Source organism: Mycobacterium sp. 1164966.3 (genome assembly GCF_001665395.1).
In the GTDB taxonomy this organism is placed as follows: Bacteria; Actinomycetota; Actinomycetes; order Mycobacteriales; family Mycobacteriaceae; genus Mycobacterium.
Genome location: NZ_LZSG01000044.1, coordinates 298,722 through 324,054, shown reverse-complemented (window position 1 = coordinate 324,054; position 25,333 = coordinate 298,722). Strand labels below are relative to the sequence as shown.

Annotated in this window: 23 protein-coding genes and 1 pseudogene; 10 read left to right on the top strand and 14 right to left on the bottom strand. The window is 66.7% G+C overall.

Annotated features, from left to right (window positions below; translation table 11 throughout):
* Window positions 1-54: 54 nt before the first annotated feature.
* Window positions 55-1,398 (bottom strand): NAD(P)/FAD-dependent oxidoreductase, encoded by a 1,344-nt coding sequence (locus tag A9W99_RS17270; protein ID WP_067380910.1) that lies wholly within the window; start codon window positions 1,396-1,398, stop codon window positions 55-57.
* Window positions 1,399-1,535: 137 nt separating this feature from the next.
* Between A9W99_RS17270 and A9W99_RS17265 the strand changes: the two genes are divergently transcribed.
* Window positions 1,536-2,519 (top strand): alpha/beta fold hydrolase, encoded by a 984-nt coding sequence (locus A9W99_RS17265; RefSeq protein ID WP_067380907.1) that lies wholly within the window; start codon window positions 1,536-1,538, stop codon window positions 2,517-2,519.
* Window positions 2,520-2,525: 6 nt separating this feature from the next.
* Here the strand turns inward: A9W99_RS17265 and A9W99_RS17260 are convergent, their stop codons facing one another.
* The gene (locus A9W99_RS17260; RefSeq protein WP_067380477.1) at window positions 2,526-3,872 is read right to left on the bottom strand and encodes a flavin monoamine oxidase family protein; all 1,347 of its coding nucleotides are present in this window, start codon (window positions 3,870-3,872) and stop codon (window positions 2,526-2,528) included.
* A gap of 107 nt (window positions 3,873-3,979) precedes the next feature.
* Here A9W99_RS17260 and A9W99_RS17255 point away from each other — a divergent pair, with 107 nt between their 5' ends.
* A complete protein-coding gene (locus tag A9W99_RS17255; protein ID WP_067380474.1) occupies window positions 3,980-4,948 on the top strand; it encodes a TIGR03617 family F420-dependent LLM class oxidoreductase in 969 nt (322 codons plus the stop codon).
* Window positions 4,949-4,985: 37 nt separating this feature from the next.
* Here A9W99_RS17255 and A9W99_RS17250 read toward each other — a convergent pair whose 3' ends face one another.
* Both A9W99_RS17250 and A9W99_RS17245 read right to left on the bottom strand, forming a co-directional pair.
* Entirely contained in the window at window positions 4,986-6,101 is a 1,116-nt protein-coding gene (locus A9W99_RS17250) for a hypothetical protein (protein WP_067380471.1), read from the bottom strand.
* The gene (locus tag A9W99_RS17245; RefSeq protein WP_067380469.1) at window positions 6,101-7,237 is read right to left on the bottom strand and encodes a phosphotransferase family protein; all 1,137 of its coding nucleotides are present in this window, start codon (window positions 7,235-7,237) and stop codon (window positions 6,101-6,103) included. The genes A9W99_RS17250 and A9W99_RS17245 overlap by 1 nt, the downstream gene beginning before the upstream one ends.
* Before the next feature lie 44 nt (window positions 7,238-7,281).
* Between A9W99_RS17245 and A9W99_RS17240 the strand changes: the two genes are divergently transcribed.
* Entirely contained in the window at window positions 7,282-7,884 is a 603-nt protein-coding gene (locus A9W99_RS17240; RefSeq protein WP_067380466.1) for a TetR/AcrR family transcriptional regulator, read from the top strand.
* A complete protein-coding gene (locus tag A9W99_RS17235) occupies window positions 7,881-8,759 on the top strand; it encodes an SDR family NAD(P)-dependent oxidoreductase (RefSeq protein WP_067380463.1) in 879 nt (292 codons plus the stop codon). Before A9W99_RS17240 ends, A9W99_RS17235 begins: the two co-directional genes overlap by 4 nt.
* A gap of 3 nt (window positions 8,760-8,762) precedes the next feature.
* Here A9W99_RS17235 and A9W99_RS17230 read toward each other — a convergent pair whose 3' ends face one another.
* Window positions 8,763-10,043: an HNH endonuclease signature motif containing protein gene (locus tag A9W99_RS17230; RefSeq protein WP_067380460.1), complete on the bottom strand. Its 1,281-nt coding sequence runs from the start codon at window positions 10,041-10,043 to the stop codon at window positions 8,763-8,765.
* 73 nt (window positions 10,044-10,116) lie between these two features.
* Between A9W99_RS17230 and A9W99_RS27350 the strand changes: the two are divergent.
* From A9W99_RS27350 to A9W99_RS17205, 6 genes and pseudogenes are all read left to right on the top strand, one after another.
* Window positions 10,117-10,227, top strand: a pseudogene (locus A9W99_RS27350) (cytochrome P450); the annotation flags it as partial.
* Between the two features lie 8 nt (window positions 10,228-10,235).
* Window positions 10,236-11,198 (top strand): DUF4129 domain-containing protein, encoded by a 963-nt coding sequence (locus A9W99_RS17225; RefSeq protein ID WP_067380457.1) that lies wholly within the window; start codon window positions 10,236-10,238, stop codon window positions 11,196-11,198.
* A complete protein-coding gene (locus A9W99_RS17220; protein ID WP_067380454.1) occupies window positions 11,195-11,674 on the top strand; it encodes a hypothetical protein in 480 nt (159 codons plus the stop codon). Before A9W99_RS17225 ends, A9W99_RS17220 begins: the two co-directional genes overlap by 4 nt.
* Window positions 11,675-11,693: 19 nt before the next feature.
* Window positions 11,694-12,662 carry a MoxR family ATPase gene (locus tag A9W99_RS17215; RefSeq protein WP_067380451.1) on the top strand — a complete coding sequence of 323 codons (969 nt, stop codon included), beginning with the start codon at window positions 11,694-11,696 and terminating at the stop codon, window positions 12,660-12,662.
* 19 nt (window positions 12,663-12,681) lie between these two features.
* Window positions 12,682-13,944 carry a DUF58 domain-containing protein gene (locus A9W99_RS17210; RefSeq protein ID WP_067380448.1) on the top strand — a complete coding sequence of 421 codons (1,263 nt, stop codon included), beginning with the start codon at window positions 12,682-12,684 and terminating at the stop codon, window positions 13,942-13,944.
* A gap of 7 nt (window positions 13,945-13,951) precedes the next feature.
* Entirely contained in the window at window positions 13,952-14,395 is a 444-nt protein-coding gene (locus A9W99_RS17205; protein WP_067380445.1) for a hypothetical protein, read from the top strand.
* A gap of 28 nt (window positions 14,396-14,423) precedes the next feature.
* On the opposite strand, the gene A9W99_RS17200 is transcribed toward A9W99_RS17205, so the two are convergent.
* The 9 genes from A9W99_RS17200 to A9W99_RS17160 are packed head-to-tail and all read right to left on the bottom strand — an operon-like array spanning window position 14,424 to window position 25,332.
* A complete protein-coding gene (locus tag A9W99_RS17200) occupies window positions 14,424-14,942 on the bottom strand; it encodes a phenolic acid decarboxylase (RefSeq protein ID WP_067380442.1) in 519 nt (172 codons plus the stop codon).
* Window positions 14,942-16,525 carry an NADH-quinone oxidoreductase subunit NuoN gene (gene nuoN, locus A9W99_RS17195; protein ID WP_067380439.1) on the bottom strand — a complete coding sequence of 528 codons (1,584 nt, stop codon included), beginning with the start codon at window positions 16,523-16,525 and terminating at the stop codon, window positions 14,942-14,944. Before nuoN ends, A9W99_RS17200 begins: the two co-directional genes overlap by 1 nt.
* Entirely contained in the window at window positions 16,522-18,102 is a 1,581-nt protein-coding gene (locus A9W99_RS17190) for an NADH-quinone oxidoreductase subunit M (protein WP_067380903.1), read from the bottom strand. The genes nuoN and A9W99_RS17190 overlap by 4 nt, the downstream gene beginning before the upstream one ends.
* Entirely contained in the window at window positions 18,099-19,988 is a 1,890-nt protein-coding gene (gene nuoL / locus A9W99_RS17185; protein ID WP_067380436.1) for an NADH-quinone oxidoreductase subunit L, read from the bottom strand. Before nuoL ends, A9W99_RS17190 begins: the two co-directional genes overlap by 4 nt.
* A 9-nt stretch (window positions 19,989-19,997) precedes the next feature.
* Entirely contained in the window at window positions 19,998-20,297 is a 300-nt protein-coding gene (gene nuoK / locus A9W99_RS17180) for an NADH-quinone oxidoreductase subunit NuoK (protein ID WP_047313174.1), read from the bottom strand.
* Window positions 20,294-21,109: an NADH-quinone oxidoreductase subunit J gene (locus A9W99_RS17175; RefSeq protein WP_067380433.1), complete on the bottom strand. Its 816-nt coding sequence runs from the start codon at window positions 21,107-21,109 to the stop codon at window positions 20,294-20,296. Before A9W99_RS17175 ends, nuoK begins: the two co-directional genes overlap by 4 nt.
* Window positions 21,106-21,657 carry an NADH-quinone oxidoreductase subunit NuoI gene (nuoI, locus tag A9W99_RS17170; protein WP_067380430.1) on the bottom strand — a complete coding sequence of 184 codons (552 nt, stop codon included), beginning with the start codon at window positions 21,655-21,657 and terminating at the stop codon, window positions 21,106-21,108. Before nuoI ends, A9W99_RS17175 begins: the two co-directional genes overlap by 4 nt.
* On the bottom strand, window positions 21,650-22,909 hold the full coding sequence (nuoH, locus tag A9W99_RS17165; RefSeq protein WP_067380427.1) for an NADH-quinone oxidoreductase subunit NuoH: 1,260 nt from the start codon (window positions 22,907-22,909) through the stop codon (window positions 21,650-21,652). Before nuoH ends, nuoI begins: the two co-directional genes overlap by 8 nt.
* Window positions 22,906-25,332, bottom strand: a complete 2,427-nt coding sequence (locus A9W99_RS17160; protein WP_067380424.1) for an NADH-quinone oxidoreductase subunit G — start codon at window positions 25,330-25,332, stop codon at window positions 22,906-22,908. Before A9W99_RS17160 ends, nuoH begins: the two co-directional genes overlap by 4 nt.
* Window position 25,333: the final 1 nt, after the last annotated feature.

Sequence of the window (25,333 nt, the reverse complement as noted above, 5' to 3'; positions counted from 1 at the left end):
GATTCGTCGCGTGAACCGGTTCGGCGCGCGAGACTTCAAACCACGCACAGTGCTTCAGCGTGACAGCCGCCGCATCAGTTGGTCGGCAGCGTATCGTCCGCTGAGCACGGCGCCGTGCACGGTGGCCGGGTTGTCCGCGCCGACGGCCTCACCCGCCAAGTACAACCGGTCGGTGATCGGCTCCTGCAGCCGGCGCCGGTCACCCAGACCGGAGCCGGGCGCGTGGAACGAATACGTGCCGAGCGCATACGGATCGGTGGTCCAGCTCGACGTCGTGACTCCGAGCACGGCGACGTCGTCGCCGAACAGTTGCCGGGCAACGGGCACCGCGCCGGCCATCACTTCCTGCGCGGAGGACGACTCGACCGAGCGGCCCCCCTCGCCGGCGTTGAAAGCCACCACGATCGGTCCGGCGGCAACCGGCATGGTGAACCACTGCGCCCACAACCCCGGTTCGTTGCCGATGAATTGGTAAAAAGTATTCTGCGCGTTCCACGTTCGGCGGTCGAAGCGGAAGTAGCTCTTGGACAGCACCCCGAAACCGAGCGCACGCACCGCACGCGCGTGTCCGTCGGGGAGAGGCGGATCGAACCTGATCGCACCGGATTTCAGCACTCCGAGGGGCACGGTGACGATTGCGGCGGTTCCCTCGAACGATTGGTTGGCGGACCGCACCACGACGGAGTCTGCTCGGTGCGCGATCGCCGTCACCGGCGTGTTGAGCGCGATGTGCAGGCCGTTGGCGAGCATCTTCGGCAGGGCGTCGTAGCCGCCAGGGATGATGACCTGGTCGCCGCGGGTGTACGTCCCCTCGTCGAATGTCGTGGCGGAGAGCTGGTCGGCATCGGCGGCGTATTCGTCCGCGATTTCGGTCCTGAGGTAGAAGGCCAGCTGGGCGCGCTGGTTGTCGGAAAGCTGTTCGCGTGTCGCCGCTGCGCTGACGGCAGAACCCAGGCTGCCGCCGTCGACCCCGTCGCGGGCCCGTGCCACGAACTCGCGCCAGTCGGTTTCGTGGTAGTCCATCGGCCGCAGTCGCGGATCAACCGCCAGCGTCGTCGAGTCGTAGTAGGCGGTCGGAACGGTCTGGACCCCGGCTTGTTGCGCCAACTCCGTCAGCGGATTGCCTGTCGTGCCGTGGATCCAGGACGCGCCCATTTCCAGCGGCACGCCCCAGTCGCGGTTGGTGTACACGCGGCCACCGATGCGGGCGCGGGCTTCGATCAACCGCACCGGCCAGCCCGCATCGGAAAGCCGGCGCGCGGCCGCCAAACCCGCCATCCCGGCACCGATGACCAGGACCGACTTGCTGTCGGGCCGACTCGGACTCCCCGACGCGCAGCCGGCCGCCAGCGCGCCCGCCGTAGCCGTCAAGAACTCCCGACGCGAAATCGGGGACACGGGTGTCATGTTGCACGGCCGTGCCGGAATCCGCATTGTTTCCTCTGGCGATTCTCAGAGTTTGTGGTTGATTTGGGGTTAAACTCGCGAACATCCGGAGAACGGGCAACGGGGCCGTGTTCGAGGGGGGAGCGATGATGGATGCTCGACAGCCAAGCCGGGGTGGCATACCAATCCCCACCAAAGCCCTGGTGCCCGGCCCCCTCATCCCTGATCACACGCTGACTGTCCGCGCAACCGACGGCACCTCGCTGCACACCGAGGTTTACGGGCCGCCGGATGGCTACCCGATTGTGCTGACGCACGGCATCACCTGCGCCATCCGTGCCTGGGCGTACCAGATCGCCGACCTTTCCGCCGACTACCGAGTCATCGCGTTCGACCACCGCGGCCACGGGCGAAGTGGTATCCCGAAGCGAGGCGGTTACAGCCTCGAACTCCTTGCGTCCGATCTGGATTCGGTGCTGGAGGCGACGCTGGCCCCGGGTGAGCGGGCCGTGCTGGCCGGACACTCGATGGGCGGTATCACCATCGCCGCCTGGTCGCAGTACTACCGCGACAAGGTTCGCGGGCGCGCCGACGGCGTCGCGCTGATCAACACCACCACCGGTGATCTGCTGCGCAAGGTGCGCTTCTTGTCGGTTCCGCGAGAGCTGTCGCCGGCGCGGGTGCTGGCCGGACGGGGTCTGGTCAGCGTCTTCGGCGGGTTCCCCCTCCCGGCCGTGGCTCAGTTGCCCAGCCGCTATGTGGTGGCCATGCTGGCGGTTGCGGCCGATGCGGATCCCAGTGCGGCGCGGCTGATCTACGAGCTTTTCGCGCAGACACCGCCCGCGGGCCGTGGCGGCTGCGCCAGGATGCTCGTCGAGTCCCTGGGCGCGCGGTATCTCAGCCTGGACGGACTGACGGTGCCGACGTTGGTCATCGGCAGCGAACGCGACCGGCTGACCCCGATCAGCCAGTCGCGTCGGATCGCCCGCACCGCGCCCAACGTCGTCGGCCTGGTCGAACTGCCCGGCGGCCACTGCTCGATGCTGGAGCAACCCGACGAGGTGAACCGCCAGCTGAGGGCACTGGCCGAATCGATGAGCGGGCATCCGCACATTCGGCGGATCAGCTCGTAGCGGCCCTCACAGCAGTTCAGACACCTCGGCGGCCGCGCGCTGGCCGGACCTGACGGCGCCGTCGAGGTAACCGGTCCATTCCTCGGCGGTCTCGGTGCCGGCCCAGTGAATCGGTCCGACCGGTTCACGTAACCACTGCCCGTACCTGGTCCACGATCCCGGCGGCACCGCGGCTGTCGGGCCTCCTGGCGCGAATTCCTCTGCGCCCCAACGATAATCGACATAGTCGAGGGGCTTGAGCGCATCGTCGCCGAACAACGACGCGAAGCAGCGCAGGGAGTCGCGGCGGCGCTGCTCGTCGGGAAGCGAGTCGAAGGCGCGGGCGTCGGCGAAGCCCATCAGGATCCCCGGCCCGTCGGCCTGCGGGCTGACGTCGAAGGTGATGAACACCGGGCCCTGGTCGGACAGTGCCATGCCGGAGAAGCCGTTGGCCCGCCAGAACGGTGTCGGGTAGGCGGCGTACGCCTTACTGAGCCGGCCCTGTGGCCAGTGCGTGGCGAGCTGCTCGTACTCGCTGGGCAACGGGGGAGTGAACTCGATGGACATGCGGTGGGCCGGCGGGATCGCGACGATGACGAATCCGGCGTCGGCCTGGCCCCGGTCGGAGGTGATCGTGACCCCCGCACCATGCCGGTCGATGCGCCGCACCGGCGCGTTCAGTAACACGGCTTCCCCCAGTTCGGCCGCCGCGGCCTCGGCGATCTGCTGGGTGCCCCCGGGGAACCGGTCCTGCTGGGCCCCGTTTTCGACGTCGAGCAGCCGGTCCAGGCCGCCGGCGGCGCGGGTATAGCGGGCGGCATGCAGCATGGAAACTTCGTCGGGTTCGCACCCCCACGTCACCCGCGCCATGATGGCCATCAAGGCGCGCGACGACGCGGTGGCGCGTACCGAGCGCAACCATTCGCCGAAAGAGAGTTCGTCCAGCTGGCGGGCGCGGCGCGCATCCCACGGTGCCGCACAGGGCACGGTCCGGGAGATTCGTTCGAATTGCCAACGTAACCGCGCGATGTCGAGCAGGCCGGTCAGCGAAAGATTCGGGATGGTGCCGCGATACGGGCGCGCCCACCCGCGCCAATGGATCAGGTTCTGACCGTTGTGGTAGGTCGGCGTGGTGTCGACCTGCAGGTCGGCCGCCAGGGCCAGGACGGCGTCTTGGGTCGGACCGACGAAGGCGGCACCCATATCGACGGGCAAGCCGGCGACGCTGCCGGTAAAGGAGCGTCCGCCCACTCGGTCGCGACCCTCGAACACCAGCACGTCGTAGCCTTGCTGTTTGAGGTCGCGGGCCGCGGCTAGTCCGGCAAAGCCGGCGCCCACCACCGCAACGTCGACAATCCACGGCGGGTTTGTCACGCCCTACAGTGAACCGCATTTCGCCGGTTGGGTGTGGGCTTTGATGGGCATCGGGCCGCGATTAGGGGGCTGTTGAGTAGCCTGGGCCCGTTAAAGTCTTCACCGCTTTGTACGGGCTCACCGATGCCGCCGAGCGCGCGCGGGAACTGCGCGACGCCGGTGCCAGCGGCGTTGCCACCTTCGAAGGGCCGCACGACGTGTTCGCGCCGTTGACGCTGGCGGCCACGGTAGGCGGCCTGGACCTGATGACGAATGTGGCGATCGCGTTTCCGCGTAACCCGATACACCTGGCCCATCAGGCCAACGATCACCAGCTGCTGAGCGGCGGACGGTTTTTTCTAGGTCTCGGCACCCAGATCCGGCCGCAGATCGAGAAGCGGTTCGGGGCTCAATTCGACAACCCCGTCGCCCGCATGACCGAACTGATCGGTGCCTTGCGCGCGATCTTCGAGTCATGGAACTTCGGCGGCCGCTTGGACTTTCGCGGCGAGTATTACCGCCACACGCTGATGACGCCCACGTTCAATCCCGGCGCGAACCCCTACGGTCCGCCGCCGATCTACGTGGGTGCACTGGGGCCGAGGTTGACCCGCGCCACCGCCGAGCACGCCGACGGTCTCCTGGTGATGCCGTTCGGGTCCAAGCAGTTCCTGCGCGAGTCCACGATGCCGGCGGTGCGCGCCGGGTTGCAGGCAGGCGGCCGGCGGCCGGAGGACTTCGTCATCATTCCCGAGATCATCGTGTCTGCGGGCGACACGGACTCGGCCGCCGCGGCCACCCGGCGGTTGCTGGCGTTCTACGGGTCCACCCCGGCGTATCGGCCGGTGCTGGCCGCACACGGCTGGGAGGACCTGCAGCCCGAACTCAATGCGATGTCTAAGCAGGGGCGCTGGCAGCAGATGGGCGGTTTGATCTCCGACGAGATCATGCACACCCTGGCGGCGTGCGGCACACCCGCCGAAATCGCGGCGTATATTCGGGACCGCGTCGACGGGATCTCCGACACGGTCTGCCTGTACCAGCCGACGCCGATCGGTTCGGCGACGCTCGCCGCGATCATCGACGAACTTCGGTGACAACCCGAATGCGGGCTTGGGGCAACCTTTTTCGTGCTTAGGGGGCGACCGTCAGCCAGTCGGCGAAGCCGGACGGGTCGTGACGGCCCAGTGCGCCGTGCTCATAAAGCCCCCAGCCTTCCACCGGATCGTTGTCGCCGTCGCGGCACAGCGCCCGGCCGACGTGGTCGATGACGCCGAAGCCGGACCTGGCGATGATCGCCGGGTCGGTCATGTCGTAGGTCAGCCGCTCGAGGAACTTCTCGCCCTTCCACATCCCGTGCAACCAGTCCGAGTCGCCGCCGTAGCCGCCGCCGACATGGATCGGCACCGGCAGTTTGGACTCGACGTCGAAGTGGACCGGTATGCCGTCCGGAGTGGTGGCGTCGATCGTGGCCCCGGTCGGGATGCGGGTGCCGGAGCGGTAGTGGATCTTGACCCGCGGCCAGCCCAGCTGTTCGACGCGCCCGTCGCGCCACACCCGGGTGCAGTCGTTGAGTGAGCGAAACCCGTTGGGCTCCTCCTGGATGATGAGCACGATGGCGAAGTCGTCGAACGCGATCGGCACGTAGAGCCACCACATGCCCTCGAACGGCGGGTCGGCGGGACGGCCCGCCGGTTCGGGCTCCCCGATGGGCCGGATGCCCCAGGACCGGTCGCGGCTGCCGATCCAGGTCGCGGGATCAACGGCGATCTCTTCCCCGTCGACGACGAGCCGGCCGCTCCAGCTGCCGAGCTGGGCGAACCGCTGTGCGTTCAGCGTCACCCGGTTGCCCGAGCGCAGGATGTGCGGCTGCTCCTGGACCACGTCGAACAGTCCGTTCCAGGTGAGATCGGCCGCAATGCCCTCGGTTTCGTCGAGAACGATCCGCACCTGGTGCAGTGGCTCGATGACCTCGACGCGGTAGCCGTTGACGTTCTGGTGCAGCCGGTCCTGATCGATGGCATCGGAAAGGTGTACCGCCGTTTGGGTATCGCCGCGGCGGACGAGGAAGAACGCGTCCTTCACGCCGAGATTGGGGTAATAGCCGATGCCGCTGATCACGAAGATATCGCCGGTGCGGTCGTGGGCGTTGAAGTAGGAACGGTCGTAGAAGTTGCGGTCCGACGAGCCGGGCCAGGCGATTGGCTGGGGAACCTGATGTACGGGGTACTCGTCGAGTGGGCCGAGCATTAGTTGTCCTCTCCGATAAGGCGTTTCATCAAAGATGCGTGGTAGAACAGCGACTCGATATCGTCGGGCTTGGTGAGCTCACCGAAGTGAATCCGCCGCGAGCTGGTCCGCATGAACACACACGCCCACATGACGCCGGAGTACACGTAAAACCAGTGCAGGTCACCGAGCTCCACGCCGGTGAGCCGCTGGTAGGTGGCGCGGACGTCTTCCTCGCGCATGACATCGGGCAGGCCCGGCAGCCCGGCTAAGCCGGCGAGCTCCTCGAATACCTTGTGCGCGAAGATCATCCAGGCGACGTCGAGCTCGCGCGGGCCCAGCGTCACCATTTCCCAGTCCAGCACCGCCACCGGTACGAAGTCGCGGTACAACACGTTGCCTACCCGGGCATCACCCCACAGCAGGACCGGCTCTCGGACGGCGGCCTCGTCGGGCCAATGGTCTTGCAGCCATTGCAAACTGCGCTCCACCAACGGTGAGCGGCCGATGTCGGGCACCGCGAAGTCATACCACGACCGCACCCAGCCGAAGTGCCGGCGCAGCGCGGTATCACCGGGCAGGCCTGCGGTCAAGAAACCGAATGTATTCTCCGCGTTCGGGATTGAGTGCAACGTCGCCAATATCCCGACCGAGGCATCCTGCAGCTTGCGTTGTTGCTCGGCGGGCGCGTCGGCAAACCAGTTGCCGCCGAACGTATACGGCATGACGTCCGGCGGCACCACGCCGTCGACATAGTCCATCAGGAAGAACGGTGTGCCCAGCACCTCGCCGGTGGTCTCGATCCAGCGCACCCGGGGGACGGGGACGTCGGTCAGTTCGCCGACCTTCCGGATGACCTCGAATTGATGGTCGAGCCGGTAGGTGGGGAACACCGGCACGTCTTCTGTGGTTGGGGCGACCCGGGCCACCAGCTTCTGCTCGACCAGCTGGCCGTTCTCCGGCCAGCGGGCGGTCAGGATGATGGTCTCCGACGACATGCCCGTCGAGTCCACGCCGCTCTCCACGGCCACCTCGGGTGTCGCACCACCGGGGAGCACCGACGACAACCAACGCGACATCAGGCTCGGGACAGTGGCTGTGTCCCGGCTGGAGCGCTGCATGCGGCCCACATCTTCGACCGCGGGTTCATTGGCCACAGGTGCTTCCTTCGCGAGGTAATTACGATACGGTAGGTAGCGTTATGAAAGCAGACCCGTCCTCCCTTGACAAGGCCCCCGGCGCCGGGCGGCCCCGCGATCCGCGCATCGACTCGGCTATCTTGGCCGCGACCGCGGAACTGCTTGTGGAGATCGGATATTCGAATCTCAGTCTGGCCGCCGTCGCCGAGCGCGCGGGAACCACCAAATCGGCGCTGTACCGGCGCTGGTCGAGCAAGGCTGAGTTGGTGCACGAGGCGGCGTTCCCGGTCGCGCCCACCGCGCTGGAGGCTCCGGCGGGTGATATCGCCGCGGACATCCGGATGATGATCGAGGCCACGCGCGATGTCTTCACCACCCCGGTGGTCCGCGCCGCGTTGCCGGGACTGGTGGCTGACATGACGGCCGACGCCGAGCTCAACGCCCGAGTGATGTCGCGCTTCGCGGACCTGTTCACCGCGGTGCGGGTTCGGCTGCGCGAGGCGGTCGACCGCGGCGAGGCGCATCCGGATGTGGACCCGGACCGGTTGATCGAGTTGATTGGGGGAACGACGATGCTGCGGATGCTGCTGCGCCCCGACGAAAAGCTGGACGACGCGTGGGTGGAGCAGACCACCGCCATCCTGGTGCACGGGGTGACGCGGTGACATCCCCGCCGCCACCCCCGGCGCGCCCACGGCTTGCGGGCCGGACCGCGATCGTCACCGGTGGCAGCCGCGGACTGGGCCGGGCCATCGCGCTGGCACTGGCGGCCGACGGCGCGGCGGTGGCCGTCGCCGGGCGTACCGAGCAGGTGTGGGACGACCGATTGCCCGGCACCATTGGTCAGACGGTCGCCGACATCGAAGCGGCAGGCGGGCGCGCGGTGGCGGTGCGGGCCGACCTGACTGACCGCGATGATGTCGCCGGGTTGGTTGCGTCCGCGCGAGATGCATTGGGTCCCATCACGATTCTGATCAACAACGCTGCGTTCACCGCGCCCGGTCGGCCGGGGCGCGACACGCGGCCGCGCGTCAAGCCGAGCGGCGAAAAACCCGGCTGGCCAGGGTTCGTCAGCACGCCGTTGGCTGCATACCGGCGGCATTTCGACATCGGCGTGTTCGCCGCCTACGAGCTGATGCAACTGGTCTGTCCCGACATGTTTGCCGCCGGTGGCGGCTCGATTGTCAACATCACCTCGGTCGCTTCGCGCATGCCCGGCGATGGGCCCTATCCCGACCGCAGCGCCGGCGTGCTGCCGGGTTACGGCGGCTCCAAGGCCGCGCTCGAGCATCTCACCCAGTGCGCGGCGTTCGATCTCGCCGATCACAACATCGCGGTGAATGCGTTGTCGCCGTCGAAGCCGATCATGACGCCGGGCCTGTCCTACTACGCACGCGAGTTCGTCGACACCGCGCCGGCTGAGGAGTTCGCGCAGGCAGCGGTGCAACTGGTGCTGGCCGATCCGGCCCAGGTGACCGGGCGCACCATTGGTCATCACCAGGTCCTAGACGGTAGCTTCCGCCCGTTCACGCTCGATTAGTTGTCAGGCGGCGTGGCGGGCGATGGTGATTCTGACGGCGGTCTCGATTTCGCTGATGTCGATTCTCGGGCGGCCCGGTAGTGGTGGGGCGGTGGATCGGTAGCGGGCGCCGGTGGGTGTGGTGAATTCGGCGGTGTGGGTGTGGTTTTCGTCGTTGCCGGTGCTGACGTGCCAGCCGGGGGCTTCTTTGGTGTAGTTGCAGCGTTCGCAGCACCCGAGTCCGTTTGCGGCGGTGGTGGGCCCGCCGTGGGCCCAGGGTTGAGCGTGGTCGCGATGGCGGATGGGGGCATCGCAGTAGGGAGTGCGGCAGCGCTCGTCTCGCAGGTCGATGAAGCGGGCCAGCCCGCGCGGGAAGCGCCGCGCCCGTGATTCCATGGCGATCAGTGCCCGGCTGCGCGGATGGGCATACAGCCGGCGCAGGGTGGCCCGCGAACGTCGGTCGGTGACGGCCGAGTCAACCATCGCCCGCGCGACCGCGGCGGGGATGGGACCGTATCCGCCGAGTTCGGCCGGCGCATGGTTGCCGCCGAACAGGGTCTCATCGGTGAGCACCAGGTTGACCGCGACCGGGGCGGGCACCGCGGCGGGCACGCCCGTTATGCGCTCGATCAACGTGTCGGCCATCACCTGCCCGCGCGAGCGCCCATCGAAGGTGGTGTCCGCGGCGCGGCGCAACGCCGCATACACCCCCACGCCCTGAGCGACCGGCAGCAGCGCGGTCACATAACTCATCGTGTCCGGTGCGGGCCGGATGGTGACGGTGCGGTCGTTTTCGGCCTTCGCGGCCCTCTCGACGATGGCGTGCGGGTCCAGCCGGTAGGCGATGGCCTTCGTGGACGCGGTGATCCGCGCATCACCCATGCCCACCAGGTTGGCCGGGTCGGCGCACAACTCGGTGTCCAGGGCGCGACGATCCTCCACTTTCAGACAGGCGGACTCGCGCACAATCAACGTCGCCCGCCATTCCGACAGCACCCCGGATTCCAGCGCCGCCAGGGTATGGGGCATCTCCTGCACCAACGCCTTGGCCAACCCCAGATGCCGGCCACCGCGGGCCGGGGAGTCGCGGCGTGCCAGCGCGATCTCGCTGGCTACCCCGCGCCCGCGCCGCGCGGCGGGGACACCGGCGTCGGCCTCCGCAGCCCGACGCGCCGTGTCCAACTGGACCGCCGCGCGGGCCTGGGTCGCGGCGGCCGCGGACTTGGCGCGTTCGAGTTCAGCGATACGTGCGATCAACCCGGCCTCGTCGGCGGAGGGATCCAGAAAGGTCAGGGATTCGAACATACGTTCGACTGTACACGTCCCGGCCGACGAGTGCTGCCTCCGCCACGACCTAAGCAAACTGGACCCGGGTGGGTCGGCGCCGCTAGCCTTCGGCTATGGGGCGATCGCCTGCCTCGGTACGGCGCCGGCGCGACTGCAAGCCACAGTGGCCCTGCGCCGGATCCTTGCGCGCAAGCCGGTATTGGCGACCTCGTGACTGAGAAGCCCACGGGGCGCGTCGTTGTCCTGATTGTGCTGTTGCTGCTCGTAGCTGCTGCCCTGCGCGGATACCTTCCGGCCCAGGATCGTTCGCCACACGAGCTGATCGGCAATCGTGCGGCGTTCATGATCATCGTGGCGATATTGAGCGTGACGCTGGCCTTGGTGGCCATAGCTGTCATTGCGCGGTTGCGAGATCCACAGGCGGTGGCGCCGCACACGCGCGAACTATCCGAGATGCTGGGCGGCGGCCGGGGCCGAACGAATTGGCGGGTGCTGCTGATCGGATTCGCGGTCGTCGTTGCCTGGCTGTTGATCGCATTGCTGCTGGCCCGATTGACCGCTCCGCACGACGTCAGTTCGTCGGTGAGCAGCACGAACCCGACCGCTTCCGCGCCGGCCACCGGCACCGCAACACCGACGCCGTCGCCGTCGCAAAATCCGCCTCGCGGCGGGGGCGATATGTTCAAAGTTCTGCTGGCGGGCGCGGTTCCGATGATGCTGATCATCGTCGCCGGAGCGATCCTGATGTCACGTCGACGCCGGCACGCGGCCACACCGGCAACCGTCGTCGACGATTATGTCGAATCAGCGGCGCTGCCGCCGGATTCGGAGTCGCTGGTCCGTGCGGCCGAAGTCGGGCTTGCCGAGATGGGCGACCTCAGCCGCGAACCGCGAGAGGCGATCATCGCCTGCTATGCGGCGATGGAACGCGAGCTCGCGAATGTCCCCGATGCCGTCCCTCAGGACTTCGACACCCCCACCGAGGTGCTGGCCCGCGCCGTCGAACACCATGCGCTGCATGTCGACAACGCAGTGCAACTGGTGAACCTGTTCGCCGAGGCCCGGTTCAGCCCGCACGTGATGAACGAAGGCCACCGCGAGGTGGCGCTGCAGGTATTCAGGCTGGTTCTCGATGAACTCGCGCCGCGCACCGGCATCCGGGGCAAAGCATGAAAAGGCTTATCGCTCTGGGGGTTTGCCTGATTGTCGGGATCGAGTTGCTGGCGCTGATCCTGCAAGACCGTCGGTTCGTGCTGGCGGGGGCGGGGGTTGCGGTGGCCCTGGTGCTACTCAACGTTCGCCGGCTGGTGGGACACCAGGCCGGACCCGAAGACGACGGTAATCCCGACGATCTCGGCGGCGGGTTGCGCCGCTGGCTGGCCAGCACCGAAACGACGATCCGGTGGTCGGAGTCCACCCGTGCGGACTGGGACCGGCATCTGCGTCCGATGCTGGCCCGGCGTTTCGAGATCGCCACCGGCCATGGACAGGCCAAGGATCCCACGGCCTTTCACGCGACCGGCCGAATGTTGTTCGGCCCATTGTGGGAATGGGTGAATCCGAACAACGTCACTCGTACCGGGGACCGCGCGCCGGGCCCGGGTCGGGCGACGTTCGAGGAGATTCTGCACAGGTTGGAGCAGGTGTGATGAGAGGCGCCACCGAGATATGACTATGCCGGCCGCTTGGGCGCCTAGTAAAACCACCTCCCATTGCGAGGCGGTGCTCGACGAAATCGAACGGGTCGTGGTCGGGAAGCGCTCCGCGCTCACCCTCATCCTCACCGCGGTCCTGGCGCGCGGCCATGTGCTGATCGAAGATCTGCCCGGTCTGGGCAAGACCTTGATCGCCCGATCCTTCGCTTCCGCATTGGGCCTGCAATTCACCCGCGTCCAGTTCACACCCGACCTGCTGCCGGCGGACCTGCTCGGCTCGACCATCTACGACATGCAGTCGGGCCATTTCGAATTCCGCGCCGGGCCCATTTTCACCAACCTGCTGCTCGCCGACGAGATCAACCGCACGCCGCCCAAGACCCAGGCCGCGTTGCTGGAGGCGATGGCTGAAGGCCAAGTAAGCATCGACGGCCAAACCCATAAGCTACCAACGCCTTTCATCGTCCTGGCTACCGACAACCCGATCGAGTACGAGGGCACGTATCCGTTGCCGGAAGCCCAGCTGGACCGGTTCGCGATCCGGCTGGAATTGCGCTACCTCTCGGAGAGCGACGAGACCGCGATGCTGCGCCGCCGCCTTGAACGCGGTTCGGCCGAGGCGACGGTGAATCAGGTCGTGGACGCCCACGATCTGCTGGCCATGCGCGAATCGGTGGAGCAGGTGACCGTGCACGAGGACGTGTTGCACTATGTGGTCTCGCTGGCCAACGCGACCCGGCATCATCCACAGGTGGCGGTGGGCGCAAGTCCCAGAGCCGAACTCGACCTGGTTCAACTCGCCCGTGCCCGGGCCCTGCTGTTGGGCCGCGACTACGTGATCCCCGAAGATGTCAAGGCGCTCGCCACGGCGGCGGTGGCGCACCGGATCACCTTGCGGCCTGAGATGTGGGTACGAAAGATCCAGGGCGCCGACGTCGTCGGGGAACTGTTGCGGCGCTTGCCCGTTCCGCGCACGAAATGAGATATCGGGCGGATCCGGCGTGATCGAAAGTCAGGAAGTCGAGTTACGCTGGCGGGCATCGAAATTAACTCGGGCGATCGCGACCTGCGCCGGATTCGCCTTGGCCGCAGCGGTTATCGGCGCTCGCTGGCAGCTGATCGCATTCGCGGCGCCACTGCTCGGTGTGTTGTGCTCGATCACCTGGCAGCGGCCCGTGCCGAAGATACGAGTGTACGGTGAGCCGGACTCGCAGCGGCTCTTCGAAACCGAGCCGGCGCGGTTGACGGTCTGGGCCACCGAACAATCTGGCTCACCACCGGAAACCCGCGGAGTGCCGGGAGTTGAACTCACCGTCTCGGCCCCCGATGGAATGCAGCTCGAGGTGGCCGAGCAGGCCGAGCGGAAATCGGTTGTGGCAGTGGCGCAACGGTGGGGCCGTTACCCGATCCGGGCGCGGGTGGACGTGGTCGCGCGCGGCGGGTTGCTGACGGGTACCGGGACGGTTGATGCCGCACATGTCATCGTGTTTCCGTTGACGCCACCGCAGTCGACGGCAATTCCACAGACCGAGCTGTTAGACCGCCTGGGCACCCACCTCACCCGCTACATCGGCCCGGGCGTGGAATACGCCGACATCCGCGCCTACGTTCCCGGGGACCAACTGCGCGCGGTGAACTGGCCGGTGAGCGCGCGCCGTGGCCGGCTGCATGTGACGCAGCGATTGACCGACCGCGCCGCTGATGTGGTGGTGCTGATCGACACCTACCAGCAGCCGCCGGGCCCGGCGACCGAGGCGACCGAACGGATCGTGCGGGGCGCTGCCCAGGTGGTGCAGACGGCGTTGCGTAGTGGCGACCGCGCGGGGGTCGTCGCACTGGGTGGTAACCGCCCGAGATGGCTCGGCGCCGACATCGGCCAGCGCCAGTTCTATCGGATCCTCGACACCGTGCTCGACGCCGGCGACCGGTTCGAAAGCACAACGGGGACACTGGCGCCGCGCGCGGCTATTCCCGCCGGTGCGATCGTGATCGCGTTCTCCACGCTGCTGGACACTGAGTTTGCGCTGGCGTTGATCGATCTCCGCAAGCGCGGCCACGTCGTGGCGGCCGTCGACGTTCTGGACAGCTCGCCCTTCGAGGACGATCAGGAGCCGTTGGTGATCCGGATGTGGGCACTGCAACGCTCCGCGATGTACCGCGACATGGCGACCCTCGGCGTCGACGTAATCGCCTGGCACGGCGAGGACACGCTGGAACAGTCGATGAGTGCGCTGCCCGACCGCCGTCGCCGGATAAGGAGATAGCGCTGATATGGCTACCCAACCTGGAGCCCGTGCTCTGGCAGCAGTTTTCGGGCTCCTCATGGTTAGTTCGGCCGCGCTCGGCTCCCATGGACTGGCGTTCGCCGCTGGAGTGGCAGCGCTCATCGCGGCGGGTGTCGGCCTGGCTTACCGGCCGGCCGCGACGCTTGCCGTGCTGCTCGCGGCCGGCACCATCGTGCTGTCCGGTCCGCCGGCGACGGTCGCCGCGGTGTCCGGACTTTGCGCTGCCGCTTACCTGGTGTGCCGGCACGCCATCGGCACACCCGTTGGCACCGTTCTGGGCAGTGGACCGACAATCATTGCCGCCGTGGGCTTTACGTTCGCGGGATTAGTGGCGACGGTGTTCCCGTTGCACTTGCCGTGGTTGCCTTTGGTGGCACCCTTGGCGGTGCTGGCGATCTACCTACTGGCCACGCGGCCGTTTCTGGGCTGAGCTGTCAGCCGTAAAAACCCGGTGTGGGCTAGTTGGTGCGACTGGACCATCCAGGCGGTAGGTCCTGGGGCGCGGTGTCGATGATGGTCTCGTCATTGCTTCCGACGAATTCGAACAGCGTGATGTAAGCGAATTCGGGGACTTCATAGATGGGATAGGTGGGCCCCTGGTCACGGTACGTGCGCATCTGGTCGAGATTTTCGTTTTGGAAGCAGACCGTGCGCTCGCCGTGTGTGCGGACCCACTGCGGGAAGAAGATCACGCCGTGGATTCGACGTTTGGCCGGCAAGACGTTGACCGCCACGCAGGTGCCGGTCGGTTCGGTCCACGACACTTTGAAATTGTCGTCGTCGAGTTGGACCAGGGTGACCTGCTGGTCTTTGACCCACCGGCCGCCGACGTGGCCAGAGTGGATGCGGTAGTCGATAGTGGTGTCGTTCTTGACGTACATTTCGTACTGCCAGCCGTTGGCGTAGGAGTAGATGAAGCGGTGTCCGACGATGCCGGAAAGATCCTGTGGGGGAACGGGATCAGCGACACTGGTCATCAGTGCAGCAACTGGGCGGCCTGGTTGGCCAGGTCGAGCAGCGGCTGCGGGACGATACCCAAAACGACTGTGACCGCGGCACATACCGCGATAGCGGCCTTGCTGAGGATACCCGGCGCGTAAACGTGCGGAGTGTCGTCCGATCCCTCGGTGAAGAACATCAGCACGATCACTCGCACGTAGAAGTACGCGGCCACACCGCTGGAGACCACACCGATGACTACCAGCGGTACGGCGCCACCCTCGGCGGCTGCCTTGAACACGGCGAACTTGCTGACGAATCCACTGGTCAGCGGGATGCCTGCGAAGGCAAGCAAGAACATTGACATCATCACGCCCACGATGGGGGAGCGCTGGCCGAGCCCGGCCCAGTGGGAAAGATCGGCGTCCTCTACGCCGTCGGCATTGCGGATCAGGCCGACGATGGCGAACGCGCCGACGGTGCTGAAGCTGTAAGCGACCAGATAGAACAACGTCGACGACAGTCCTGCGGGATTGTCGGCGATCACCCCGGTGAGGATGAAACCGACGTGAGCGACCGACGAATAGGCCAGCATCCGCTTGACGTCGGTCTGGTTCACCGCGGTGATGGTGCCCACCGTCATGGTCAGGATCGAAATCGCCCACAGCACCGGTCGCCACTGGTCGTGCAGCGGCGGCAGCGCCACGTAAACCACCCGAAGCAGCGCGCCGAACGCTGCGGTCTTGGTGGCCGCGGCCATGAACCCCGTGATCGGGGTGGGTGCACCCTGGTAGACGTCGGGAATCCAGGAGTGGAACGGCACCGCGCCCACCTTGAACAACAGGCCGACCGACAGCAGGGCGACGCCCACCAGGGCCAGCGAGGTATCGCCGTGCGCCGCAAGCGATTTACGGATCAGCGGCAGGGTCAGGGTGCCGGTCGCGCCGTAGAGCAGCGCGACGCCATAGAGGAAGAAGGCGGACGAGAACGCGCCCAGCAGGAAGTATTTCATCGCCGCTTCCTGCGACAGCAGGCGGCGGTGGCGGGCCAGCCCGCACATCAGGTACAGCGGCAGCGAAAGAACTTCCAGCGCAACGAACATCGTCAACAGGTCGTTGGACGCGGGGAATACCATCATGCCGCCGACAGACAGCATGGCCAGTGGGAAGAGCTCCGTCTGGGCCGCCCCTGCCTGTTCCGCCTCGCGCTCGGTGTCGCTGCCGGGTACCGCGGATGCTTGCGGGGTAAACGAGTCCAATCCCGAATGCCCCGCCGCCACAGGGACTTTGGTCTGCCCGGCTACCCGCGCGTTGCGCTCGGCCATGAAGATGACGGCCAACACCGCAACTAGTAGAACAGTGCCCTGCAGGAACAACGTCGGTCGGTCAACGGCCACCGCGCCCAGCACCGCGGAACGGCCGGAGGCCCCCAGTGTCCTGGCTACGAAGATGATGGCGACGAACCCTGCGATCAAACCGCCGAGGGCAAGCGTGACCTGGGCGAGGTAACGGGCCCGCCGCGGCACGAACGCTTCCACGAGCACCCCGACCACCGCGACCGCGAACACGATGAGCATGGGGGACAGCAGGAAATACTCGACGCTGGGGGTAGGCAGGGTCATCGGTGCGGTCCTTCGGCTGGGCGGGGGGCGGCCTGACCCGGCGGCACGCGCGGCGCAGGATCATGCTGGCCGATGGTGGTCATGGTGTTCTCAACCGCGGGGTTGATGATGTCCAGCACCGGTTTGGGGTAGACCCCGAGCACGAAGAGCAACGCGATAAGCGGTGCCACGACAACCATCTCGCGCCCCACCAGATCACGGATCCGTTCGTTGCCCTTGGCCACCGGCCCGGTCATCATCCGCTGATAGAGCCACAGCATGTAGATGGCCGATAGGACCAGGGCAGTGACGCCGAATGCCGCCGCCAGCCAGTAGCGATTGAATGTGCCCAGCAGCACCAGGAATTCACTGATGAACGGGGCCAGGCCGGGCAGCGACAGGGTCGCCATGGCCGATACCAGGAAAGTGCCGGCCAGGATGGGCGCCACCTTCTGGACGCCGCCGTAGTCGGAGATGGTTCGGCTGCCGTGCCGGGCTATCAGGAAGCCGGCGATGAGGAACACCGCTGCGGTGGACAGGCCGTGGTTGAGCATGTAGAGCGTCGACCCGCTCTGTCCCTGAGTCGTCATCACGAAGATGCCCGCAATGATGAACCCGAAGTGTGAGATCGAGGTGTAGGCGATCAGTCGCATCATGTCGGTCTGGCCGATCGCGACGATCGCACCGTAGATAACCCCGACGATGGCCAGTCCGACGATCAGCGGACGGAAATACGTTGAGGCGCCGGGAAACAGCTGCAGGCAGTAGCGCAGCATGCCGAAGGTGCCGACCTTGTCCATCACCGCCATCATCAGCACGGCGGTGGCCGGTGTGGACTCGACTGCGGCGTCGGGCAGCCAGCGGTGGAACGGCCACAGCGGGGCCTTGATGGCGAAGGCGAACATGAAGCCCAGGAAGAGCGCCTTGATCACCGCGGGGTCCGCGCGGTAGTAGCCGATACGGAACCCGGTCACGATCTGCTGGAAGTCGAAGGTGCCCGAGCCGTGCTGCGAGGTCACGACATACAGCCCGATTACCGCCGCCAGCATGATCAACCCGCCGAACAGGTTGTACAGCAAGAACTTCACCGCGGCGCGCGACCGTCCGGGGCCGTGGCCGAAGCCGCCGATGAGGAAATACATCGGGATGAGCATGGCCTCGAAGAACACGTAGAACAGCAATACGTCCAGCGCGACGACGGAGATCAGCACCATCGACTCGATCGCCAGCGTCAGGGCGACGTAGGCATGCACTCCGCGGGTGCGCTCGCCTCCGTCGTTCCAGCCGGCCACCAGTAGCAGCGGGATGAGCACTGCGGTCAGTATCACCAACACCACCGCGATGCCGTCCACCCCGAGTGTGTAGCCGGCACCGAATGCCGGTATCCACCTGTGGCTTTCGACGAACTGGTAAGGGGCGCCGTCGGTGGTGTCGAAGCCGACCATGATGACGACGCCCACCGCCAGCGTGAGCCCACTGACGAACAGGCCGGTCCATTTGGCCAGCTCCCGCCACGCCGGGGGCAGCAGGATGATCAGCACGGAACCGGCCAGCGGCACCAGCCACAGCACCGTCAGCCAGGGTATGTTGCCGCTCACCACAGCTGCACCGCCAGCAGCAGGGCGACCACCAGGGCGGCGCCGGCCAGCATGGACAACGCGTAGTTGCGCGCGAAGCCGGTTTGCAATCGCCGCAGCCGATTCGAGGTCAGGCTCACCAGCCCCGCCAGCGCGTTGACCGAGCCGTCCACGCCCGCGTTGTCGACCGCGACCAGCCCGTTGGTCAGCTGCCCACCAGGGCGCATGAACACCTCCTCGTTGAAGGCATCGCCGTACAGATCGGCGCGTGCCGCGGTGGTCAGCACCGAGACTTCGACTGGGGCGACCCTGGGGATCTCCACCTTGCCGCCATACATCCGGTAGGCCACCACGATTCCGGCCGCGACGACGGCCAGCGCAAGTCCGGTGGTGACCAGGCGCGGAACGGCGTGGGCGACCTCTTCATGAACTCCGACGACCGGTTCGAGCCAGTGCTGCAGGCTGCCGCCGGCCATGAACAGTCCGCCGGAGAACACCGAGCCGACGGCCAGCAGGATCATCGGCCACGTCATCAATCCGGGTGCCTCGTGTGGATGCAGGCCTGGGGCCCAGCGCTTTTCGCCGAAGAAGGTCATCAGCATCACCCGCGTCATGTAGAACGCGGTAATGCCCGCGCCCAGCAGCGCTGCCCCGCCCAGCACGTATCCATGAGTGTCGCCGGCACCCAGCGCGGCTTCGATGATGGCGTCCTTCGACCAGAAGCCCGCGAACGGGGGCACGCCGATGATTGCCAGGTATCCCAAGCCGAATGTGACGAAGGTGACCGGCAGCGCAGCGCGCAGGCCACCGTAACGTCGCATGTCCTGTTCTTCGTGCATGGCGTGGATCACCGCGCCGGACCCGAGGAACAGGCCGGCCTTGAAGAAACCGTGGGTGAGCAGGTGCATGATCGCGAATGCGTAGCCGGCCGGGCCCAGGCCGGCGGCCAGCACCATGTAGCCGATCTGGCTGATCGTGGATGCCGCCAGGGCGCGTTTGATGTCGTCCTTAGCGCAGCCGATGATCGCCCCGAACAGCAACGTGATTGCGCCGACGGTGACGACGGCCAGTTGCGCGTCGGGCGAGAGGTTGTAGAGCGGGTTGGACCGCACGATCAGATACACGCCGGCGGTCACCATGGTGGCCGCGTGGATCAATGCCGACACCGGGGTGGGGCCCTCCATCGCGTCGCCCAACCAGGCTTGCAGCGGAACCTGCGCGGACTTGGCGCACGCGCCCAGCAGCAACAGCAGGCCCATCGCGGTCAGCGTGCCACGCGAAGCGCCCGTCGCACCGGCGAATACCCCGGCATACGAGAGAGTTCCGAATGTACTGAACATCAGGAACATGCCCAGCGCCAGACCGGCGTCACCGACCCGGTTCATCACGAAGGCCTTCTTGGCCGCGGTGGCCGCCGACGGCTTGTGGTACCAGAAACCGATCAGCAGGTAGGACGCCAGGCCGACGCCTTCCCAGCCGACGTAGAGCAGCACGTAGTTGTCGGCCACGACCAGCAGCAGCATCGAGGCCAGAAACAGGTTGAGATAGCCGAAAAACCGGCGCCGGTCCGGGTCTTCAGCCATGTAGGCAACCGAATAGATGTGGATCAGCGAGCCGACGCCGGTGATCAACAGCACGAAACACATTGACAACTGGTCGATCTGCAGTCCGAAGTCGACCTGCAGCTGGCCGACTGGGATCCAGCTGAACACCTTCTGGTGGATGGCACGGTTCGGCACGTCGCGGCCGAGCATGCCGGCGAGCAGCGTGGCGCCCACCCCGAATGCCGACAGGGCCGCCGCGCAACCCAGCCAATGCCCCCAGGCGTCGGTGCGTCTGCCGCCGAACAGCAAGATCGCGGCACCTGCCAGCGGCAGCGCCACCAGCAACCAGGTGTAGTCAGTCATCTGGCGTTCTTAGCCTTTGAGTAGGTTCGCGTCGTCGACGGACGCCGATTTACGGGCACGGAAAATCGTCATGATGATGGCCAGGCCGACGACGACCTCGCAGGCGGCGACCACCATCGTGAAGAACGCGATCATCTGGCCGTCCAGGTGCCCGTGCATCCGGGCGAAGGTGACGAACGCCAGGTTGACGGCGTTGAGCATCAGCTCCACGCACATGAACATCACGATGGCGTTGCGGCGCAACAGCACGCCGGCGGCCCCGATGGTGAACAACAGCGCCGAAAGATAAAGGTAATTAGCCGGATTCACGAGGCACCGCCCTGCACGGGTTGGCGATCCGGTTCGGCCCCGGTGTCCGATTCAGCCTGCGGAGTGGCCTCCACTTCCACGCCGTCGGCGCCGCGGACGCGCAGAATCTTCGAGACGGACAATCCCGAGTAGGAGCCGTCGGGGAGCAGCGCGGCCACGTCGACCGCGTTCTGGCGCGCGTAGACACCGGGATTGGGCAGCGGAGTCGGCCGCCCGCCGGAGCGGAACCGCTCCTGCGAGAGTTCGCGCTGGGTTTTGCGGCGCTCGAAACGTTCCCGGTGGGCCAGCACCATCGCGCCCACCGCGGCGGCGATCAGCAGCGCGCTGGTCAACTCGAACGCCCACAGGTAACGCGAAAAGATCAGCGCCGCCAGCCCTTCGACATTGCCGTTGGCGTTCGCGGTGGTCAGTCCGACGAATCCACCGGCTCCCACGTTGCCGATGGTGGCGATGAGCAGGACGCCGAACCCGACCCCGGTCAGCACCCCGGCGACACGCTGTCCGCGCAGCGTTTCCTTCAATGACTCCGCCGAATCCACGCCGATGAGCATCAGCACGAACAGAAACAGCATCATGACCGCGCCGGTGTAGACCACGACCTGAACGACGCCCAGGAACAACGCGTCCTGGACCATGTAGAACACAGCCAACACGATCATCGTCATAGCCAGGAACATCGCCGAGTAGACGGCGTTGACCGAAAGCACCACGCCGATCGCCCCGATCAGCGCCACCGCGCCCAGCACCCAGAACGCCACGGCTTCACCGGTGGAGGTGCGGACGATGACGTCTGTGGCAAGTGTCGCGATCACGGGGTTTCTCCGGCTTGGGCGCTTTGCGTCTCGCGCAAGCCCTGTGCGGTCACGTTGCCCAGGTAGTAGTCCTTATCGGTGGCGCCCGGAGCTCTGGGATGCGGCGGCGCGGTCATCTCCGGCTCCAGCGGGGCCAGCAGCCGGTCCTTTTCGTAGATCAGGTCCGCGCGGTTGTCGTCGGCCATCTCGTAGTTGTTGGTCATGGTCAGCGCCCGGGTCGGGCAGGCCTCGATGCACAGGCCGCAGCCGATGCAACGCAGATAGTTGATCTGGTACACCCGCCCGTAGCGTTCGCCCGGCGAAAACCGTTGCTCCTCGGTGTTGTCCGCGCCTTCGACGTAGATGGCGTCGGCCGGGCACGCCCAGGCGCACAATTCGCAGCCGATGCATTTTTCCAGGCCGTCGGGGTACCGATTGAGCTGGTGACGGCCGTGGTAGCGCGGCGCGACCGGACCCGGCTTCTCGGGATACTCCTCGGTAATGGTCTTTTTGAACATCGATCCGAACGTCACGCCGAAGCCTGCTACGGCGTCCAGGAACTTAGGCACCTACTGTCTCCTTGCTCACTTGTTGCGCCGGCAGCGGCGGTGTCGGGAATGCCGGTGCGGCGCTGAGGCTTTCGGCACTGTCTCGGCGCTGCTTGGCCTGTGCCCGCGCCCGGGCGCGCGGACTGGGTGCGCTGAACGGCCTGCGCAGCGAGAACACCAGCGCAGTGGCAACGACGATGCTGCTGATCACCAGCAGCAGGGTCCAATGCTGGTAGCCCTGATTGCGCATCGTGCGGATGACCGCTGCGATCATCACCCAGACCAGCGAGACCGGGATCAGCAGTTTCCAGCCCAGCGCCATGAACTGGTCGTAACGCAGCCGGGGCAAGGTTGCCCGCAGCCAGAAGTACATGAACATGAAGGTCCATACCTTGGCGACGAACCACAGCAGCGGCCACCAGCCGGTGTTGGCTCCTGCCCACATGTTCAGCGGCCAGGGCGCGTGCCAGCCGCCGAGGAACATGGTTGCGGCCAACGCCGAAACCGTTGTCATGTTGACGTATTCGGCCAGCATGAACATCGCGAACTTCAGCGACGAGTACTCGGTGTGGAAACCCGCGACCAGCTCACCCTCGGCTTCCGGCAAATCGAATGGCGCCCGGTTGGTTTCGCCGACCATGGAGACCAGATAGACCACGAACGACGGCAGCAACAGGAAGACGTACCAGACGCCGTTCTGCGCGGACACCAGCTTCGACGTCGACATGGTGCCGGCGAACAGGAACACCGTCGCGAACGACAACCCCATCGCGACTTCGTAGGAGATGACCTGCGCGGTGGAGCGCACGCCGCCCAACAGCGGGTAGGTGGAGCCCGACGCCCACCCGCCCAGCACGATGCCGTATACCCCGATCGCCGACAGGCCCAGGATGAACAGCACCGCGACCGGCAGGTCCGTCAGCTGAAGCGGCGTGCGGTGGCCGAACACGGACACCTCGGGACCGAACGGGATGAACGCGAAGGCGGTGAACGCGGGAATCACCGAAATGACCGGTGCCGCAAAGTAAACGAATTTATCGATGCCAAAGGGAGTGATGCTCTCCTTCAGCGCCAGCTTGATGCCGTCGGCCAGGCTTTGCAGGGCACCTTTCGGACCTACCCGGTTGGGGCCTGGCCGCAGCTGCATCCGGCCCAGCAGCTTGCGTTCGGCCAGGATCGCCACCAGCACCGTCAGCATCAGGAAGACGAAGATGGCCAGCGACTTGCCCAGCACCAGCCACCAGGTGTCGTGTCCAAAAGCCTTGAGGTTCATGAGCCCACCCCGATCTGCACGACGCTGCCCAGTGCCGCGCCCAGTTGCCGGTGTACCGCCGAGCCCGGTGAGTTCAGCGGCAGCCACACCACTCGGTCCGGCATGTCGGTGATGGCCAGCGGCAAGGTGATCGAGCCGCGTGCCGTGCTGACCGTGACCTCGTCTCCGTCGGTGGCACCGATCTCGGCCGCGGTGTCGGCCGACAACCGCACGATCGGCGCCCGCGCGGTACCGGCCAAATGCGGCTCGCCGTCCTGCAGCCGGCCGTCGTCGAGTAGCTGCCGCCAGCCGGTCAACACTGCCTCGCCGGACTCGGGTTGGGCCGGTTCGGGGGCGGCGACTTGCGGGCTCGCGGCGTGTTCGCCGTCCCAGGGGCCCAGTGCGGACAGCTCCTGGTGGGCCGTCTCGTAGGTGGAGAAGCCCAAGTAGACGCCCATTTCGTCGGCCAGCGCGTCGAGCACGCGGTGGTCCGACTGGGCGGCTTGCTGGGTGGTGCCACGCAGGGCGGGGGTGAAGCCGCGGTAGCGACCCTCCCAGTTGAGGAAGGTGCCGGCCTTCTGCGTTGTCGGCGCAACCGGGAATACCACGTCGGCGCGCTCGGTGACGGCACTGTGCCGCAGCTCCAGGCTGACCACGAAGCCTGCGGCGTCCAGTGCGGCCAGCACCGCGTCCGGGTCGGCGAAGTCGGCCGGTTCCACGCCGCCGACCAGCAGCGCGCCCAGGCTGCCGTCAGTGGCTGCGGCCAGGATGCCGTCGGCGTCACGTCCAGCGGCGGAAGGCAATTCGGAGACGTGCCACGCGGCGCTGACCTGAGCGCGGGCAGCGTCGTCGGACAGTGGACGGCCGCCGGGCAGCAGCGTCGGCAGCGCGCCGGCCTCCAGCGCTCCCCGCTCACCGGCCCGCCGTGGCACCCACGCCAGCCGGGCCCCGGTGGCGTCGGCCAGGCGTGCCGCGGCGGACAGTCCGCCGGGCACCGTGGCCAACCGTTCCCCGACCATGATGACCGCGCCGGCCTTGGCCAGCAGGTCACCTACTTCGCCGGTGGCGAGTCCGTCCAGCGTGGACGGCTCGCCGCCGGGAGCGGTCTTGATCAGCCGCCCGGACATCTTGGTCAGCGAGCGGGCGGCAAACGGTGCGACCGCGTACACCGGCAACTTGTGTTTGCGGACCGCCTTGCGCAGCCGCAGGAACACGATCGGCGATTCCTCTTCCGGCTCAAAGCCCACCAGCACTACCACCGGGGCCGATTCCAGGTCGGCGTAGCTGACGGTCACCGGCCGGCCGGCTATGCGGGCCGTCAGGAAGTCGGCTTCCTCGGCCGAGTGCGGACGGGCCCGGAAGTCGATGTCGTTGGTGTCCAACACGATTCGGGCGAATTTGGCGTAGGCGTAGGCATCCTCCCAGGTGACGCGTCCGCCGACCAGCACACCGCTGCGCCCGCGCGCGGACGCAAGTCCTTGCGCCGCGATCGCCATGGCGTGGGCCCACGACGCTGGTTGCAACGAACCGTCAGCGTCCCGGATGAGGGGAGTGGTGATCACGTCGGGCTGGGTTGCATACGTGAAAGCCCACCGGCCCTTGTCGCAGTTCCACTCCTCGTTGACTTCGGGGTCGTCGCCGGCGAGGCGGCGCAACACCTTGCCACGACGGTGGTCGGTGCGCTGCGCGCAACCGGAGGCGCAGTGCTCGCAGACGCTGGGGCTGGATACCAGGTCGAACGGGCGGGCCCGGAACCGGTAAGCGGTGCCGGTCAGCGCCCCCACCGGGCAGATTTGCACGGTGTTGCCGGAGAAGTAGGAGTCGAACGGCTCGTTGGCGTAAATGCCGACCTGCTGCAACGCACCACGTTCCTGCATGTCGATGAAGGGGTCTCCGGCGATCTGCTCGGAGAACCGGGTGCAGCGCGCGCAGAGAATGCAGCGTTCGCGGTCCAGCAGCACCTGCGACGAAATATTGATCGGTTTGGCGAACGTGCGCTTGACGTCGGTGAAGCGAGAATCGGCGCGGCCGTTGGACATTGCCTGGTTCTGCAACGGGCATTCGCCGCCCTTGTCGCACATCGGGCAGTCCAGCGGATGGTTGATCAGCAGCAGTTCCATCACGCCGTGCTGGGCCTTGTCGGCGGCCTCCGAGGTGAGCTGGGTGCGCACCACCATGTCGTCGGTGCAGACGGTAGTGCACGACGCCAGCGGTTTGCGCTGGCCCTCGACCTCGACCAGGCACTGACGGCACGCTCCGACCGGGTCGAGCAGTGGATGGTCGCAGAACCTGGGGATCTGGATGCCCATCAACTCGGCCGCGCGGATCACCAAAGTCCCTTTGGGAACGCTGATCTCGACGCCGTCGATGGTCAGCGCCACCATTTCCGGCTGGCTGACGCCGTCATCGGTTTCGGTTTTCGCCGCACCAGAAGTGCTGGTCATC